General features: G+C 75.4%; 15 protein-coding genes. 6 read left to right on the top strand and 9 right to left on the bottom strand.

Translation table 11 applies throughout. The features are described from left to right. Nucleotides 1–10 precede the first annotated feature (10 nt). Nucleotides 11–1,258 carry an ATP-binding protein gene (locus tag FS882_RS10100; RefSeq protein WP_158372927.1) on the bottom strand — a complete coding sequence of 416 codons (1,248 nt, stop codon included), beginning with the start codon at nucleotides 1,256–1,258 and terminating at the stop codon, nucleotides 11–13. 115 nt (nucleotides 1,259–1,373) lie between these two features. Further along, nucleotides 1,374–1,877 carry a MarR family winged helix-turn-helix transcriptional regulator gene (locus FS882_RS10095; RefSeq protein WP_158372926.1) on the bottom strand — a complete coding sequence of 168 codons (504 nt, stop codon included), beginning with the start codon at nucleotides 1,875–1,877 and terminating at the stop codon, nucleotides 1,374–1,376. A 109-nt stretch (nucleotides 1,878–1,986) separates the two neighbouring features. Between FS882_RS10095 and FS882_RS10090 the strand changes: the two genes are divergently transcribed. Next, nucleotides 1,987–2,778, top strand: coding sequence for an SDR family NAD(P)-dependent oxidoreductase (locus FS882_RS10090; protein WP_158372925.1), 792 nt, complete (start codon nucleotides 1,987–1,989; stop codon nucleotides 2,776–2,778). A 10-nt stretch (nucleotides 2,779–2,788) separates the two neighbouring features. Here the strand turns inward: FS882_RS10090 and FS882_RS10085 are convergent, their stop codons facing one another. The 4 genes from FS882_RS10085 to FS882_RS10070 are packed head-to-tail and all read right to left on the bottom strand — an operon-like array spanning nucleotide 2,789 to nucleotide 7,356. Next, nucleotides 2,789–3,922: a class I SAM-dependent methyltransferase gene (locus FS882_RS10085; RefSeq protein WP_158372924.1), complete on the bottom strand. Its 1,134-nt coding sequence runs from the start codon at nucleotides 3,920–3,922 to the stop codon at nucleotides 2,789–2,791. Next, nucleotides 3,922–5,007 carry a redox-regulated ATPase YchF gene (gene ychF / locus FS882_RS10080; RefSeq protein WP_158372923.1) on the bottom strand — a complete coding sequence of 362 codons (1,086 nt, stop codon included), beginning with the start codon at nucleotides 5,005–5,007 and terminating at the stop codon, nucleotides 3,922–3,924. Before ychF ends, FS882_RS10085 begins: the two co-directional genes overlap by 1 nt. 40 nt (nucleotides 5,008–5,047) lie before the next feature. Continuing rightward, complete coding sequence (locus FS882_RS10075) at nucleotides 5,048–6,613, bottom strand: hypothetical protein (protein ID WP_158372922.1); 1,566 nt, start codon at nucleotides 6,611–6,613, stop codon at nucleotides 5,048–5,050. Further along, nucleotides 6,589–7,356 (bottom strand): ABC transporter ATP-binding protein, encoded by a 768-nt coding sequence (locus FS882_RS10070; RefSeq protein WP_158372921.1) that lies wholly within the window; start codon nucleotides 7,354–7,356, stop codon nucleotides 6,589–6,591. Before FS882_RS10070 ends, FS882_RS10075 begins: the two co-directional genes overlap by 25 nt. A 51-nt stretch (nucleotides 7,357–7,407) precedes the next feature. On the opposite strand from FS882_RS10070, the gene rmuC reads away from it, so the two are divergent. Continuing rightward, entirely contained in the window at nucleotides 7,408–8,793 is a 1,386-nt protein-coding gene (rmuC, locus tag FS882_RS10065; protein WP_158372920.1) for a DNA recombination protein RmuC, read from the top strand. A 34-nt stretch (nucleotides 8,794–8,827) separates the two neighbouring features. On the opposite strand, the gene FS882_RS10060 is transcribed toward rmuC, so the two are convergent. Beyond that, nucleotides 8,828–9,868, bottom strand: coding sequence for a 4-hydroxy-3-methylbut-2-enyl diphosphate reductase (locus FS882_RS10060; protein WP_158372919.1), 1,041 nt, complete (start codon nucleotides 9,866–9,868; stop codon nucleotides 8,828–8,830). A 381-nt stretch (nucleotides 9,869–10,249) separates the two neighbouring features. On the opposite strand from FS882_RS10060, the gene xseA reads away from it, so the two are divergent. Then, the gene (gene xseA, locus FS882_RS10055) at nucleotides 10,250–11,614 is read left to right on the top strand and encodes an exodeoxyribonuclease VII large subunit (protein ID WP_158372918.1); all 1,365 of its coding nucleotides are present in this window, start codon (nucleotides 10,250–10,252) and stop codon (nucleotides 11,612–11,614) included. 81 nt (nucleotides 11,615–11,695) lie between these two features. On the opposite strand, the gene FS882_RS10050 is transcribed toward xseA, so the two are convergent. Next, entirely contained in the window at nucleotides 11,696–12,460 is a 765-nt protein-coding gene (locus tag FS882_RS10050; protein WP_158372917.1) for an SDR family oxidoreductase, read from the bottom strand. Nucleotides 12,461–12,560: 100 nt separating this feature from the next. On the opposite strand from FS882_RS10050, the gene FS882_RS10045 reads away from it, so the two are divergent. The 3 genes from FS882_RS10045 to FS882_RS10035 all read left to right on the top strand — a co-directional run bounded on the left by FS882_RS10045 (nucleotide 12,561) and on the right by FS882_RS10035 (nucleotide 14,745). Continuing rightward, nucleotides 12,561–13,412 carry a helix-turn-helix transcriptional regulator gene (locus tag FS882_RS10045; RefSeq protein WP_158372916.1) on the top strand — a complete coding sequence of 284 codons (852 nt, stop codon included), beginning with the start codon at nucleotides 12,561–12,563 and terminating at the stop codon, nucleotides 13,410–13,412. A 51-nt stretch (nucleotides 13,413–13,463) separates the two neighbouring features. Beyond that, complete coding sequence (locus FS882_RS10040; protein WP_262348197.1) at nucleotides 13,464–13,715, top strand: exodeoxyribonuclease VII small subunit; 252 nt, start codon at nucleotides 13,464–13,466, stop codon at nucleotides 13,713–13,715. A 91-nt stretch (nucleotides 13,716–13,806) separates the two neighbouring features. Continuing rightward, nucleotides 13,807–14,745 carry a carbohydrate kinase family protein gene (locus tag FS882_RS10035; protein ID WP_158372914.1) on the top strand — a complete coding sequence of 313 codons (939 nt, stop codon included), beginning with the start codon at nucleotides 13,807–13,809 and terminating at the stop codon, nucleotides 14,743–14,745. 103 nt (nucleotides 14,746–14,848) lie between these two features. Here FS882_RS10035 and FS882_RS10030 read toward each other — a convergent pair whose 3' ends face one another. After that, entirely contained in the window at nucleotides 14,849–16,141 is a 1,293-nt protein-coding gene (locus tag FS882_RS10030; protein ID WP_158372913.1) for an ABC transporter ATP-binding protein, read from the bottom strand. Nucleotides 16,142–16,165: the final 24 nt, after the last annotated feature.

Below are 16,165 nucleotides of genomic sequence, written 5' to 3'. Positions count from 1 at the left end.
GCCGAGCCGGTCACGCCCCGAGGAGGGCGAGCGGCACGACCGCGACCCCGTCACGGCGACGGTAGGCCGTCGTCCCCGTGGTCACGACGACGAGGTCGGCGACCAGGTCGGGCAGCCGCTCGCGCAGCCACAGCAGGTGCCGGACGTCGGCGTCCGTCACGGCCGGGGCCAGCTTCACCTCGACGCCCACGACCCTGCCGTCGTCCCCCTGCACGACCAGGTCGACCTCGCGGTCGCCCGACCCGGTCCGCAGGTGGTGCACCGTCGCCTCGGCCGCCTGCGCGGCGACCCGGACCCCGAGCGTGACGAGCGACTCGAACAGCGGGCCGGTCATGTGCGCGCCCGCCGGGCCGAGCAGCGAGTCCGCCGAGAGGCCGAGGAGCCGGGCCGCCAGGGCGGGGTCGGCCAGCTGGTGCTTGGGCGCCTGCTGCAGGCGCGAGATCGGGTTGTTCGCCGGGATCCAGCCCGGCACCGGGTCCAGCAGCCACAGCCGGGTGAGGTGGTCCCGGTAGGCGATGGTGGTCGTCTTGGCCGGCTGGGCGCCGTCGCCCCCGGTCGTCGCGTCGAGCAGGCGCGAGTACGCGGTGGTGGTCGAGGAGGCCGCGCCGTAGGCGGCCAACCAGCGCCGGAGGGTCTCCGGACGGCGGACCGAGAAGCCGAGGTCGGGCAGGTCGCGGTCGACGACTCGCTGGAGGTAGGCGTCGAGCAGACCGCGGCGCACGCGCGGCGCGTGCGTCCTGACCCCGGGCAGGCCGCTCTCGACGATCGCCTCGGCGTAGTCGCGGAGCGAGGTCGTCGACTCGCCCGCGACGGTCGCACCCCCGGCCAGCAGGGCCGAGAGGGACACGGTCGGCTCCACCCCGCCCCGCTCGTGGAGGGCCATCGGCCGCATCCGCAGCGAGAGGATGCGGCCGGCACCGCTGTGCGTGCCGGCGCCGTCGACCGGGCTCGCGGAGCCCGTGAGGAGAAACCGGCCCGGCGGTGCGCCGGCGTCCACCTGGCGGCGCACCGCGTCCCACACCTGCGGGATCCGCTGCCACTCGTCGAGGAGCACGCCCCCGGGCGGGGGCGTGGACAACGCGGTGTCGGCCGCGGCCACCTGCCGCTGCGCAGGGTCGTCGAGGAACCAGGCAGTCGTCGCGCGCCGGAGCGCGGTGGCGGTCTTCCCCACGCCCTTGGGGCCGTCGAGGGCGATCGCCGCCGCGTGCGGGAGCAGCGCGGACAACTCGGCGTCGACGGTCCTGGTGAGGTACTCCACGGTCGGCACGCTACCGCTCGCAGGCGCCCTACGCTACCTCTGACAGGCCGGCTACGCTACCTTCTGTACCGTCGCTACGCTACCTTCTGCAGGGTACGGCGCCCCGGCCGGCCGGTCACCGCTCCCTCGGCACGGGCGGCCGCCAGGCACCCTCCTCGCGCACCGCCCGCGCGATCCGGAGGCTGACCTCCCGCAGCTGCCGCGCCTGCGCCGCGGTCAGCCGGTCGAGCACCAGCCGGTGCACCGTCGCGACGTGCCCGGGCGTCGCCGCCGCGACCGCCGCCCGCCCGGCGTCGGTCAGCAGCGCGAGCGTGTAGCGCCCGTCCGTGGGGTCCGGCTCCCGGCGCAGCCACCCGCGACCCTCGAGCCGGGCCGCCGCGCGGGAGAGCCGGGACAGGGTGCTGTTCGCGTAGTCCGCGAGCACGCTCATCCGCAGCGCGCCGTCGTCCGCCCGGCTCAGCGCGTAGAGCACCCCGTACTCGAAGTGCGTGATCCCGGCGTCCCGCTGGAGCTGCGCGTCGAGCGCGGGCGGGAGCCACTCGAGCACGGTCGCCAGCGCCGACCAGGTCGCGAGGTCGTCGCCCTCGAGCTCGGCGGGGGTCTGCGCGGAGTGCGTCATGCGAGCCAGCCTAGCCGGGCCTGACTTGCTCAGGAAAGTGATCGCGACCTACCGTGACTTTCCTGAGCAAGTGATCGCCGCACGGTGCGGCGGCACGGGGAGGACCACCATGGATCTGCAGCTGACCGGGACCCGGGCGTTCGTCAGCGGGTCGACGCAGGGCATCGGCCACGCGATCGCCGCGGCCCTGCTGCGCGAGGGTGCCGAGGTCGTCGTCAACGGGCGCGACGAGGGCCGGGTGCACGACGCGGTCGCCCGACTGAGCGACGCCGTCCCGGGGTCCGGGGTGTCCGGCATCGCCGCCGACCTCGCGGACGCCGATCAGGTGGAGCGGCTGCTGGACCGGCTGGGGGACGTCGACGTGCTCGTCAACAACGCCGGCGTCTTCGACGTCGTGCCGTTCGACCGGGCCACCGACGCCGAGTGGCAGCGCTACCTCGACGTCAACCTGCTGAGCGGCGTGCGCCTCACCCGCCGGCTGCTCCCGCCGATGCTCGCCCGCGGACGGGGCCGGGTGGTGTTCGTCAGCAGCGAGTCGGGGGTGGACGTCCCGGCCGACATGATCCCCTACGGGGTCACGAAGGCCGGGGCGCTGGCGCTGGCCAACGGCCTCGCCAAGACCACGCGCGGCACCGGCGTCACGGTCAACACGATCCTCGGCGGGCCGACCTACTCCGACGGCGTCGCGCGCACGGTCGAGCAGATCGCGCAGGCCCAGGGGGTCCCCGCCGGCGACCTGAAGGACACGCTGGCCGCCGCCCGGACGACGTCGCTGCTGCAGCGGTTCCTCGAGCCCGAGGAGATCGCGCGGCTGGCGGTGTACCTGGCGAGCCCGCTGTCGTCGGCCACGAACGGCGCCGCGGTGCGGGCCGACGGGGGCGTGCTGACGACGCTGCTGTGAGGCCGTCGCCTCAGACCCGGCGGGACGCCGTGATCGTGAACTTCGGGTTCCGCGCCACCTGCCGGGTCGGGCCGACCGCGGCCTGGAGGGCGGGCCGGTAGCCGAGCCCGGAGTTCCACACGCACCACAGCTCGCCCCCCGGGCGCAGCACCCGCGCCGCCTCGGCGAACAGCCCGCGCGCGACGCCGTCGTGCACCGCGGCGCCCACGTGGAACGGCGGGTTGAGCAGGACGAGGTCGGCGCTCGCGTCGGGGATCCCGGCCGTTCCCCGGGCCCGCTGCACGCGCACCCGGTCCGCGAGCCCGTTCGCCTCGACGGTCGCCCGGGCCGAGGCGACCGCGGCCGCGGCCTCGTCGGTCGCGACGACCTCGACGCCCGGACGAGCGGCGGCCAGCGCGGACGCCAGCACCCCGGTGCCGCAGCCGAGGTCCACCGCGGCGCGCGCGTCGGGGGCGGCATCGGCCAGGTGCTCGACCAGGAACCGGGTGCCGATGTCCACGCGGGCGCCGGCGAACGCCGCCCCGTGCGCGCGGACGGTCAGCCCGAGGTCGTCGTGCCGCGCGGTCGCGGGCCAGGCGGGGCCTCCCTCGTCGACGGCGAGCGGTCCGGCGGCGTGCAGGACGCGGGCCTTCTGCCGCCCGCGGCTGGCGCGCACCTGCCCGAAGTGCCGCGCGAGGACGTCGTTCATGGCCCGGGACATGTGCTTCTCCCGGCCACCCGCGACCACGACCACCGACGGGTCCGCGTGCCGGGCGACCAGGGCGGCGATCTCGTCCAGCGCGTCGAGCGACCGCGGCAGCAGGAGCAGCACCACCCGGGCGCCGGACACCAGCTCGGGGGCGAGGTCCGCGAGCGACCGGAACGCGTCGGCGCGACCCAGCCGGGCCGCGTTCTCCGCCAGCGCGAGCTCGCCGGTCAGCCGGTCGGTGTGCGTGCGGACGCCGGTCAGCCCGAACCGGTCGATCGCGCCCAACGTCACCGCGCCGTACCGGTCGCCGATCACGACGACCGAGCCGGGCGCGGCGCCGTCGAGCAGCGGCGCGGCCTCGTCCAGGACCAGCCGGTCGGCGGCGTCGACCGCGACCAGGTCCGGCGCGGGGATCTCGGGGTCGCAGCGCAGCGCGCCGAGCAGGTCCTCGGTCATCAGACGTTGAAGCGGAACTCCACCACGTCGCCGTCGGCCATCACGTAGTCCTTGCCCTCGATGCGCGCCTTGCCGGCGGCGCGGGCGGCGGCGACGGAGCCGGCCTCGACCAGGTCGTCGAACGAGATGACCTCGGCCTTGATGAAGCCCTTCTGGAAGTCCGTGTGGATCACGCCGGCCGCCTGCGGGGCGGTCCAGCCCTGCCGGATCGTCCAGGCGCGGGACTCCTTGGGACCGGCCGTCAGGTACGTCTGCAGCCCGAGCGTGTGGAACCCGACGCGGGCGAGCTGGTCGAGCCCCGCCTCCTCCTGGCCGTTCTCCGCCAGCATCTCCTTGGCCTCGTCGGGCTCGAGCTCGACCAGGTCGGACTCGAACTTCGCGTCGAGGAAGATCGCGTCGGCGGGCGCGACGAACGCGCGCAGCTCGTCCTGCATCGCGGTGTCCGCCAGGCCCGCGTCGTCCGTGTTGAACACGTAGATGAACGGCTTGGCCGTCATGAGCTGCAGCGAGGCGAGGTCGGCGAGGTCGAGCCCGGCGGCCTTCGCGCCCTGGAACAGCGTCTGGCCGGACTCGAGCACGGCCTGGGCGGCCTGCGCGGCGGCGAGCTCGGCGGGGTCCGCCTTCTTGATCCGGACCTCCTTCTCCAGGCGCGGGACGACCTTCTCCAGCGTCTGCAGGTCGGCGAGGACCAGCTCGGTGTTGATCGTCTCGATGTCGTCCTTCGGCGACACGCGGCCGTCGACGTGCACGACGTCGGGGTCGGCGAACGCGCGGGTCACCTGGCAGATCGCGTCGGCCTCGCGGATGTTCGCGAGGAACTTGTTGCCCAGGCCCTCGCCCTCGCTCGCGCCCTTGACGATGCCGGCGATGTCGACGAACGACACGGTCGCGGGCAGGATCCGCTCGCTGCCGAAGATCCCCGCGAGGGTCTCCAGGCGCGGGTCCGGCAGCGGCACGATGCCGACGTTGGGCTCGATCGTGGCGAACGGGTAGTTCGCCGCGAGGACCTGCGCGCGGGTGAGCGCGTTGAACAGGGTGCTCTTGCCGACGTTGGGCAGGCCGACGATGCCGATGGTGAGTGCCACGGGCGACCATCCTAGGGGGCGGACGCCTCGGGCGGGTCCGTCAGGCGAACGAGCGGATGGTCTGCAGCAGCTCCGGCGCCCGCCGGTCGTAGAGCCCGCCGCCGACCCGCACGCCCACGACCAGCGCAGCCGCGCCCGAGCCGAGGCCGACGACGAGGGTGAGCACCTGGAGCACCGGGTGCCCGGTGACGACGGCGCCGATGCCGAGCCCGACGGTGGGCGCGCAGACCGCGAGCAGCAGGAGCATGCCGAGCGACTGGGTGAGCATCACCGCGAGCGACGAGCCCTGCGGCGTCGAGAACGGGTTGTCCCCCGGCTTCGGCACCGGGTAGACGACGCGGGCCGAGTAGATCGACGACGCCCCCACGCCCACGGCCAGCACGCCGAGCGACATGCCGAGCACCGGGACGGTGGCGTCCCACCGCCCGGACACCCCGAGCACGAGCACGTCGGTCGCGAGCACGACCACGCCGCCGACGACCATCCCGGCGACCGCGCGGCCCGCCCGGTCGACCCGGCCGTCGACCGGCGCCGCGACGTGCGTCCAGAACGCGGTGTCGTCGTAGGAGATGTCCGCGGACAGCGACCAGCCCATGACGAAGGCCACGACGACGCCGGCGCCGAGCACGATCCCGCCGCCCCTCCCCATGAACCACAGCAGCAGCACCATGACGGGGACGACGGCGACGGCCGCCGCGTACCGGGGGTCGCGGAGCCAGTAGGTCAGGCTGCGGGCGGCGACCGCACCGGTCGGCGTCGCCGGGAACCGGGCGAAGAAGCCCAGGCCCTCGCTGCGGGCGACGTGGCCGGCGCCGCCGGGTGAGCGCACGAGCGCCGCCGACAGCGCCCGGTCCCAGACGCCGACCAGGACCGCGAGGGTCGCCCCGGTCACCGCGAGCTTGCCGAGCGCCGCGAGCCAGGCACCCGCCTGGACGTCCGCCGCGAGCGCCCACGGGGCGCCGAGCGGCGTCCAGCCGACCACGGCGCCGACCTCGGGCAGCGCGTCGGCGACCGCCTGCAGGCCGGCGGTCGCGCCGAGCAGGATCGGGCCGATCAGCATGAGCGGGACGATCGCGAGCACGGCGGCGACCTCGCGGAACCGCCGGCCGCCGACCAGCGGCGCGAGCATCGTGGTGATCGCGCGGGAGCCGACGACGCAGACGGCCACGCCGAGCGCCCCGCCCACGAGGCCGGCCGCGAGCGCGCCGGGCTCCTGCCACCACGCGAGGGCCGACGCGCCGCCGAGCACCAGGGTCGCGGCGCCCGGCACGCCGACCAGGCCGGCGAGGGTGAGGCCAGTCAGCAGGTGCCGGCGGCGGATCGCGAACAGCTGGAACCGCTCCGGGTCCAGGGTGCTGTCCACGCCGAACGCGACCAGCGGCAGCAGCCACCACCCCGCGACGAGCAGCGCGCCGCCGAGCACGAGGACCGTCCGGGTCAGCTCGGGGTCGTCGTGCGCGCCGAGCGCCACCAGGCCGACCACCGCGAGCCCGAGCAGGAACAGCGCGTAGAGGACCGACAGCAGGAGGGCGACGACCTTCCACACGCTGCGCCGCAGGCCGTTCCGCAGCAGGGTCAGCTTCAGTCGGACGAGGTGCGCAACCACGCGAGCGCCCCCTCCGTCCGGCGGCCACCGACCAGCTCGACGAACCGGTCCTCCAGCGAGTCGTCCCCGCGCACCTCGTCCACCGTGCCCTGCGCGAGCACGTGGCCGCCGGAGATCACGGCGACGTGGTCGCACATCCGCTGCACCAGGTCCATCACGTGCGAGGACACCACGACCGTGCCGCCGCCGGCGGCGTAGGCGGCGAGGATGTCCCGGATGTTCGCCGCCGACACCGGGTCGACCGCCTCGAACGGCTCGTCCAGGACCAGGACCCGCGGCGCGTGCACCAGGGCGCAGGCCAGGCCGATCTTCTTGGTCATGCCCGCCGAGTAGTCGACCACCAGGGTGTCGGCGTCGGCGGTGAGGTCGAAGGTGCGCAGCAGGTCGGCGGTCCGGTCGCGGACGGTGTCCCGGTCCAGGCCGCGCAGCAGCCCCGCGTAGGTGACGAGCTGGGCCCCGGTCAGCCGGTCGAACAGCCGCACGCCGTCGGGCAGCACGCCGAGCCCGGCCTTGACCGCGGGCGGGTCCGCCCACAGGTCCTGCCCGCGCACCAGCACCCGCCCGAAGTCCGGGCGGAGCAGGCCGGTCGCCATCGACAGCGTCGTCGTCTTGCCGGCGCCGTTCGGGCCGACGAGGCCGTAGAACGAGCCGGCAGGGACCTCGAGGTCGACGCCCGCCACGGCGATCTTCGTGCCGAACCTCTTCCACACCCCTTGGATGGACAAAGCGGACATCGGCTCCATCGATCCAGCATAGGGGCGGGCGTGTCGGTGGCGCCTGGCAATCTGCAGGTCATGGACACCGGACTCGTGCTCGCCCTCGCCGGGGCCCTCCTCGTCGGGCTCGCCCTCGGCTGGCTCCTGGCCGCAGGCCGCTCGGGGGCGCGGCTGCGCCGGGCCGAGGTGGAGGCCGCCCGCTGGCGCACCGCGGCCGAGCTCGGCGGCGGGACCGTCGACGCCGACCGGCAGGCCGAGCGGTTCCGGGCCCTCGCCGCCGACGCGCTGGCGCAGAGCAGCGAGCAGTTCCTCGCGCTCGCGCACCAGAGCCTCGCGGCGCGCCACCAGGAGCAGTCCGGCGACCTCGCGCAGCGCGAGCAGGCGGTCCGCTCGATGGTCGACCCGCTGGCCCGCACGCTCGACGCGGTGCGGGCCGAGCTGCGCACCGCCGAGCAGACCCGCGCGCAGCACGACGCCGCGCTGAGCGAGCAGGTGCGGCAGATGCACGAGGAGGCGGGGCGGCTGCGGGAGCAGACGGCCCAGCTCGTCACGTCGCTGCGCGCGTCCCAGGTGCGCGGGCGGTGGGGCGAGGTGCAGCTGCGCCGGGTGGTCGAGGCCGCCGGGATGCTGCCGCACGTCGACTTCGCCGAGCAGGACCAGGTCCGCACCGACGACGGGCTGCTGCGGCCGGACATGGTCGTGCACCTCGCGGGCGGCAAGCGGGTGGTGGTCGACGCGAAGGTGCCGTTCCTCGGCTTCCTGGAGGCCGCCGAGGCCACCGACCCCGCCGAGCGCGAGCGCCGGCTCGCCGCGCACGCCCGGCACCTGCGCGCGCACGTCGACCAGCTCGCGGCCAAGCGGTACTGGGACCAGTTCAGCCCGTCGCCCGAGTTCGTCGTGATGTTCGTGCCCGCCGAGGCGTTCCTGCACGCGGCGATCGACGTCGACCCGGCGATCGTCGAGCGCGCCTTCGAGAAGGACGTCGTCATCGCGACGCCGATGACGCTGCTCGCGCTGCTGCGCACCGTGGCCTACGCCTGGCGGCAGGACGCGCTGGCGAGCAACGCGCAGGCGGTGCTGGACCTGGGCAAGGAGCTGCACGGCCGGATCGCGACGCTCGGCGGGCACCTGTCGAAGGTCGGCCGGGCGATCGACTCGGCGGCGACGGCCTACAACCAGTCGGTGGCGTCGCTGGAGTCGCGGGTGCTCGTGAGCGCGCGGAAGTTCGCCGACCTCCGGGTCGTGGACGCGGGCCTGGAGACGCCGCCGTCCGTCGAGCGGCGGCTGTCCGTGGTGACGGCGCCGGAGCTCGTGGCGTGGGAGACGCAGCAGGTGGTGGGGCTGGGGTCCGACGGGCCGGCCGCGCCGGGGACCGGGCGGCAGGCGGCCGACGCGCTCGGGGCGCTGGACGACGCGGTGCTCGGGGACGTGCGGCCGCCGGAGGCGGGGCCGGGCGGGGCCTGACCCGGTCGGACGCGGTCCGAGGAGGGCCCGGCGGTCAGACGGGACGGACGGCCAGGTCGGGGCGGTCGCCGCGGCGCGGGCGCGGGTCGCCGCCGCCGGCCGCGCGCAGGTCGGCGCGCAGCTCCCGGGGCAACGAGAACATGAGGTCCTCGGTCGCGGTCCGCACCTCCTCGACGTCGCCGAACCCGTGCGCCGCCAGCAGGTCCAGCACGTCCCGGACCAGGATCTCCGGCACCGACGCCCCCGAGGTCACGCCGACAGTCCGGGCGCCCTCGAGCCACGCCGGGTCCACCTGGTCCGCGGTGTCCACCCGGTACGACGCGCGGGCCCCGGCCTCGCGCGCGACCTCGACCAGCCGCACGGAGTTCGACGAGTTCGCCGAACCGACCGTGATGACCACGTCGCACTCCGGCGCGAGCTTCTTGACCGCCACCTGCCTGTTCTGGGTGGCGTAGCAGATGTCGTCGCTCGGCGGGTCCTGCAGCAGCGGGAACCGCTCGCGCAGCCGCCGGACGGTCTCCATCGTCTCGTCCACCGACAGCGTGGTCTGCGAGATCCACACCACCCGGCTCTCGTCGCGGACCACCACGTCGGCGACCGCGTCCGGCGAGTCGACCACCTGGACGTGCGCGGGTGCCTCGCCCTGGGTGCCCTCGACCTCCTCGTGCCCGGTGTGCCCGATCAGCAGGATGTCGAGGTCCGCCGCGGCGAACCGCACCGCCTCCCTGTGCACCTTCGTGACCAGGGGGCAGGTCGCGTCGATCGTCCGCAGCGACCGGGCCTCCGCCGCCGCCCGCACCGCCGGGGACACCCCGTGCGCGGAGAACACGACGCGGGCGCCCTCGGGGACCTCGTCGGTCTCGTCGACGAACACGGCGCCGCGGGCGGCGAGGGTGTCCACGACGTGCCGGTTGTGCACGATCTCCTTGCGGACGTACACCGGGGCCCCGTAGTGCTCGAGGGCCTGCTCGACGGCGACGACCGCGCGGTCCACGCCGGCGCAGTACCCGCGGGGTGCGGCCAGGAGCACGCGACGGCCCGCGGTCGCGGGGCCGGGCTCGGTGCCGAGGGTCACGCGCCCATCGTAGGTCGCCCGGCGGGCGGCGGTCGGGCGAGCCGCCGCGCTGCGCCGAGGCAGGACCCGCCCGCCGAGGCAGGACCCGCTCGCCGAGGTAGGACCCGCTCCCCGAGGCAGGACCCGCTCCCCGAGGCAGGACCCGCGCGCCGAGGTAGGACCCGCGCGCCGACGTAGGACCGTCGGGAGTCCTATCTCGGCGCGACGGTCCTATCTCGGCGCGACGGTCCTATCTCGGCGCGACGGTCCTATCTCGGCGCGAGAGTCCTATCTCGGCGCGACGGTCCTATCTCGGCGCGAGAGTCCCATCTCGGCGCGAGAGTCGGAGGGTCGGCGTGCGCCCCGCCGCGCGGTGTCGGGAGCGCGTGGCAGGGTGGGCCCGTGCAGCAGCAGTCCTCCCCCACGACCGCCCGCGCGGGAGCCGGCGGCGCCCCCGGCGCGCCGGCAGCCGGCACCCCGGCACCCGGCGCGCCCGCCGAGCTGCCCGCCCGCGCGAACGAGACCACCGCCGAGCGCCCCTGGCCCGTGCGGCTGCTCTCGGTGAAGATCGCCGACTACGTCGCCAAGATGTCGCCGCTGTGGGTCGAGGGCCAGGTCGTCCAGCTCAACCGGCGCCCGGGCGCGAACATCGCGTTCCTCACGCTGCGCGACACGGACACCGACATGTCGCTGCCCGTGTCGATGCCGGCGGGCGTGCTGTCCGGCGCCGCCACCCCGCTCGCCGAGGGGGCGCACGTGGTGGTGCACGCGCGCCCGACGTTCTGGACCAAGCGCGGCACGCTGCAGCTCAACGCCGACGAGGTGCGCGCGGTCGGCGTCGGCGAGCTGCTCGCCCGGATCGAGCACCTCAAGCGGGTGCTGGCCGCGGAGGGCCTGTTCGACCCCGAGCGCCGGGTGCCGCTGCCCTTCCTGCCCCGGGTCGTCGGCCTGGTGTGCGGGCGGGAGTCGAAGGCGGAGCACGACGTGGTGGTGAACGCCCGCGCGCGCTGGCCGCAGGTGGAGTTCGTCATCCGCGAGGTCGCGGTGCAGGGCGTCGGCGCGGTGCCGCAGGTCAGCCGGGCTATCGCCGAGCTGGACGCCGACCCGCGGGTCGAGGTGATCGTGGTCGCGCGCGGCGGCGGCTCGGTCGAGGACCTGCTGCCGTTCAGCAACGAGGCGATGGTGCGCGCCGCCGCGGCCTGCCGGACCCCGCTGGTGTCCGCGATCGGCCACGAGACCGACACCCCGCTGCTGGACCTGGTCGCCGACTACCGCGCGTCCACCCCCACGGACGCCGCGAAGCGGATCGTGCCGGACGTCGGCGAGGAGCGGGCCCGCGTCACGCAGGCCCGCGCCCGGATCCGGTCGGCCGTCGAGCACCGGGTCGCCCGCGAGGCCGCCGGCCTGGAGCAGGTCCGCAGCCGCCCGGTGCTCGCCCGCCCGCAGACGATGGTCGAGACCCGGGAGGCCGAGGTGCTGCGCGCCCGGGACCACGCCCGGCGGAGCCTCGACCACGCGCTCGCCGGCGCGGTGACCTCGACCCGGGCGCTCGCCGCGCAGGTCCGGGCGCTGTCCCCCGCCGCGACGCTCGACCGCGGGTACGCCGTGGTGCAGACGTCCGACGGGCGCGTCGTGCGCGAGGCGACCGAGGTCGCCGCCAAGGACTCGCTGCGGATCCGCGTGTCCCGCGGCGAGCTCATGGCGACGGTGCTGGCGGTCGCGCCCGGGCGGAAGCGCCCCGCGGCGGCGGACGCCGAGGACGCCTGACCGCGTCCACCGTCCGCCACCCCGCGCGCCGACGGGACCGGCGCGGCGCCGGACCGCGCGTGCGGCCCGGCAGCCGCCCGGCTACTTCCCGTGCGGGTCCCGCGCGTTGAGGGCCGCGACCACCTGCGGGTAGTCCCCGCGGGCCTCGCCGTACCGGAGGAACTTCACGCGCTCGACCTGGATCTCCGTGGCGTCGGGCTGCGCCTCGATCAGCGCCAGCACCTCCGCGACGAAGTCGTCGAGCGGCATCGCGTCCGCGTTCTCCCGGTGCCCCGGCATGAGGTCGGTCTGGACCGACGGCGGCTCGAGCTCGACGACCCGCACGCTCGTGCCGGCCAGCTGCAGCCGGATCGACTCGCTGAGCATGTGGATGAACGCCTTGCTGGCGTTGTACGTCGGCGTGACCTGGAGCGGGGCGAACGCCAGCCCGGAGGACACGGTGAGGATGGTGGCGTCCGGGCGGGTCTGCAGGTGCTCGACGAACGCGGCGATCAGCCGGATGGGCCCGAGCACGTTGGTGGTCACGGTCTGCTCGGCCGTGCCGAGGAAGCCGGCCGGGTCGGTCCAGTCCTCGACGCGCATGATGCCGGCCATCGGGACCAGCACGTTCACCTCGGGGTGCTCCTCGATCACGCGCTTCGCGACCTCGGCCACGTCCTCGGCGTCGGCGGTGTCGATCCGGTAGGCGTGGATGCCGGGGTGCTCGGCGGTGACGCGGTCGAGCAGCTCGGTGCGCCGCCCGCCGACGATCACCTCGTTGCCCCGCTCGTGCAGGGCGAAGGCGAGGGCCAGGCCGATGCCGCTCGTCGCGCCGGGGATGAAGACGGTGTTACCGGTGATTCGCATGCCCCGAGTCTTCGGCGGCCCGCCCGGCCGCACCAGAGAGCGGTTGTCGGGGGACCGCCGATCCCTGCTTGCGCATCGGCGTCCCGCCGATACTGCTCGGGTGGATCGCGACGCACTGGCCGACTTCCTGCTCCGGCACCGGGAGGCGCTGCGCCCGGACGACGTGGGGCTGCCCCCGGGCGCGCGGCGCCGGGCACCCGGCCTGCGCCGCGAGGAGGTCGCGCAGCTCGCGGTCATGTCGACGGACTACTACACCCGGCTCGAGCAGCGGAGAGGCCCGCAGCCCAGCACCCAGATGCTCGGCTCGCTCGCCCGTGCGCTGCGCCTGACGCCCGACGAGCGCGACTACCTCTACCGCGTCGCCGGGCACAGCGCCCCCGACCGCGCGGCGCGCGAGGACTACGTCGCCCCGGGGCTGCTGCGGGTGCTCGACCGGATCACCGACAGCCCGGCGCTCATCCTGGACGGGCTCGCCCGCACGCTGGTGCAGAACGACCTGGCCCGGGCCCTGTTCGGCCCCGTCGAGCAGCTGACCGGCTGGGAGCGGAGCGCGATCTACCGCTGGTTCGCGCACCCGGAGACCGAGCGCCCGATGTACCCCGAGGAGGACCGGGACCGGCAGAGCCGGGCGCAGGTCGCCTCGCTGCGCGCGACGCTCGGCGCGGAGGGACCGCGCTCCCGGGCGGCCGAGCTGGTGCGCGCGCTGTCCGCCCGGAGCCCGGAGTTCGTCGCGATCTGGGAGGCGCACGAGGTGTCCCGCCGGTTCGAGGACCACAAGACGCTGGTGCACCCGCGGGTCGGGCCGATCGAGGTCGACTGCCAGGCGCTGTTCACCGAGGACGGCTCCCAGACGCTGCTGGTGCTGACAGCGGCGCCGCGCAGCGAGGCCGAGGGGCGCCTGCGGCTGCTGGCCGTGCTCGGCACCCAGGAGTTCGCGGCGCAGCAGGGCTGAGCGACCCCCGGGTGGGCGCGCGGGCCGGCGGTCGTTGGTTAGATGGTGCCCGTGAGCGACACCTCCCCCGCCTCCGACACCCCCGGCGCCCCCGGCGTCGCCGACCTGTCCTACGAGCAGGCGCGCGACGAGCTCGTCGCCGTCGTCTCCCGGCTGGAGGCCGGCGGAGCGACCCTCGAGGAGTCGCTCGCGCTCTGGGAGCGCGGCGAGGCCCTGGCGGCCCGGTGCCAGCAGTGGCTGGACGGCGCGCGCGCCCGGCTCGACGCCGCCCGCGCGGCCGACGGCGAGGACGCCGGCTCCTGACGGCCGGGCGCACCCGCGCCCCGGGCGACCCCGCTCCACCCGCTCGACCCCACCCCCGACCCGGCACCGACGCCGGACGCGAAGGAGCCCCATGACCGAGCAGCCCGCCGCCCGCGCCCTCGTCGTCGGGGAGGCCCTGGTCGACGTCGTCCTCCGCCCGGGCGCCGAGCCCGCCGAGCACCCCGGCGGCAGCCCCGCGAACGTCGCGATCGGGCTCGGCCGCCTGGGCCGGCGCGTCGACCTGCTGACCTGGCTGGCCGACGACGCCCACGGCGACCTCGTCCGGGAGCACCTGGCCGGCTCGGACGTGCACGTCCTCGCGGGCGACCGCGGCCCCGAGCGCACCCCCGTCGCGCGCGCCCACCTCGACGCCGAGGGTGGCGCGACCTACGAGTTCGACCTGACCTGGGACCTGCCGACGCGCTGGGACGAGGGCGAGGACGCCCCGGCCGTCGTGCACACCGGCTCGATCGCCACGGTGATCGCCCCGGGCGGCGAGGCGGTCGCCCGCCTGCTGGCGGACCGCCGGGACACGTCCACGATCACCTACGACCCCAACCTGCGCCCCGCGCTCATGGGCTCCCCCGAGGACACGCTGCCGGTGGTCGAGCGGCTCGTCGCGCTGGCCGACGTGGTCAAGGTGTCCGACGAGGACCTGGCCTGGCTGCACCCGGGGGTCGCGCCGGCCGAGATCGCCCGGGACTGGCTGGGCCGCGGCCCGGCGCTGGTCGTCGTGACGCTCGGCGGCGAGGGCGCGCTCGCGATCACGGCGGGCGGCGACGAGGTGCTGGTCGAGGCGCCGCGGGTCCAGGTGGCCGACACGGTCGGCGCGGGCGACTCGTTCATGGGCGCGCTGATCGACGGCCTCTGGACGGCGGACCTGCTGGGCGCCGCCGCGCGCGACCGGCTGCGGGCGATCGACCGCCCGACGGTGGAGCGCGTCCTGGTCCGCTGCGCCCAGGTCGCCGCGATCACGGTCTCCCGCTCCGGCGCCAACCCCCCGACGTCCGCGGAGCTCGGCGAGGCCTGACCCCACCGCCGAGGTCGAGGGTTCCGCCCCGAAGAGGGCACGGAAACACTCGACCTCGGCGGAAACCCTCGACCTCGGCGGGGGCAGCTCGCGGGGGTGCGGGTCAGCTCGCCTGGCGGTGGCGGCCCGCGGCCTCGCCGTTCGACTGCTTCTCGGCGTCGCGGTGGGCGCGCTCCAGGGCCGCGCGGCGGTCCTCCTCCGTCTCGCCGTCGATGCGGCGGGCCGCCTCCTCGTCGTAGGTGAGGTTCTCGCCCGACTCCGGGTCGAAGATCAGCAGCCGCCTCGGGTCGAACCACAGGTCGGCGCTGCTGCCGTCGCGCACCCGGCTCTCGGAGCCGAGCGCGACGATCATCTGGGTGCGCATCCCCTCGCCGTCGAGGTCGCGGTCGAGCTCCTCGAGCTTCTGCGCGACGTCGGCGTGCGTCTCGAACGGGATGTAGGCGTACAGCTCGGCGCCCAGCCACTCGACGACGTCGACCTCGGCCGAGAACGTCGCGCCCTTGGCGCGCTTGTCCTCGTCCAGGACGCGGGCGTCCTCGACGTGCTCCGGCCGCAGGCCGACGATGACCAGCTCCCGGCCGTCGAGCTTGCCGCGGGCCGACTCCGGGATCGGCACGTCGCCGAACGGCAGCCGCAGGGAGTCGCCGTGCACCTCGCCGGGCAGGAAGTTCATCGGCGGGGAGCCGATGAACCCGGCCACGAACAGGTTGACCGGCTGCTCGTAGAGCGCGCGCGGGCTCGCGACCTGCTGCAGCTCGCCCTTGCGGAGCACCGCCACCCGGTCGCCGAGGGTCATCGCCTCGGTCTGGTCGTGCGTGACGTACACGGTGGTGGTGCCGAGCCGGCGCTGCATGCGGGCGATCTCGGTGCGCATCTGGCCGCGCAGCTTGGCGTCCAGGTTGGACAGCGGCTCGTCGAACAGGAACGCGCGCGCGTCCCGGACGATCGCGCGCCCCATCGCGACGCGCTGCCGCTGGCCGCCGGACAGGTTGGCCGGCTTGCGGTCGAGGTGCTCGCGCAGCTCCAGGGTGTCCGCCGCGTACTCGACGTTGTCCTTGATCTGCTCCTCGGTGTACTTGCCCTTCTGCAGCCGCAGCGGGAAGGCGATGTTCTCGTACACGGTGAGGTGCGGGTACAGCGCGTAGTTCTGGAACACCATCGCGAGGTGCCGGTCGCGCGGGGCCTTCTCGTTGACGACCTCGTCGCCGATCTTCAGCTCGCCGGAGGTGATGTCCTCCAGGCCGACGATCATGCGCAGCAGCGTCGACTTCCCGCAGCCGGACGGGCCGACGAGGATGACGAACTCGCCGTCCTTGATGTCGAGGCTGACGCCGTTCACGGCCGGGTAGCCGTCGCCGTACTTCTTGACGATGTCGGTGAGGGTGATGGATGCCATGGGGTACTCCTTCCGCGGCGAGGG

It is taken from the genome of Cellulosimicrobium cellulans, assembly GCF_007679345.1.
In the GTDB taxonomy this organism is placed as follows: domain Bacteria; phylum Actinomycetota; class Actinomycetes; order Actinomycetales; family Cellulomonadaceae; genus Cellulomonas; species Cellulomonas cellulans_A.
Note: the sequence above shows the minus strand (reverse complement) of the source record. Positions and strands in the feature narration are given on the sequence as shown.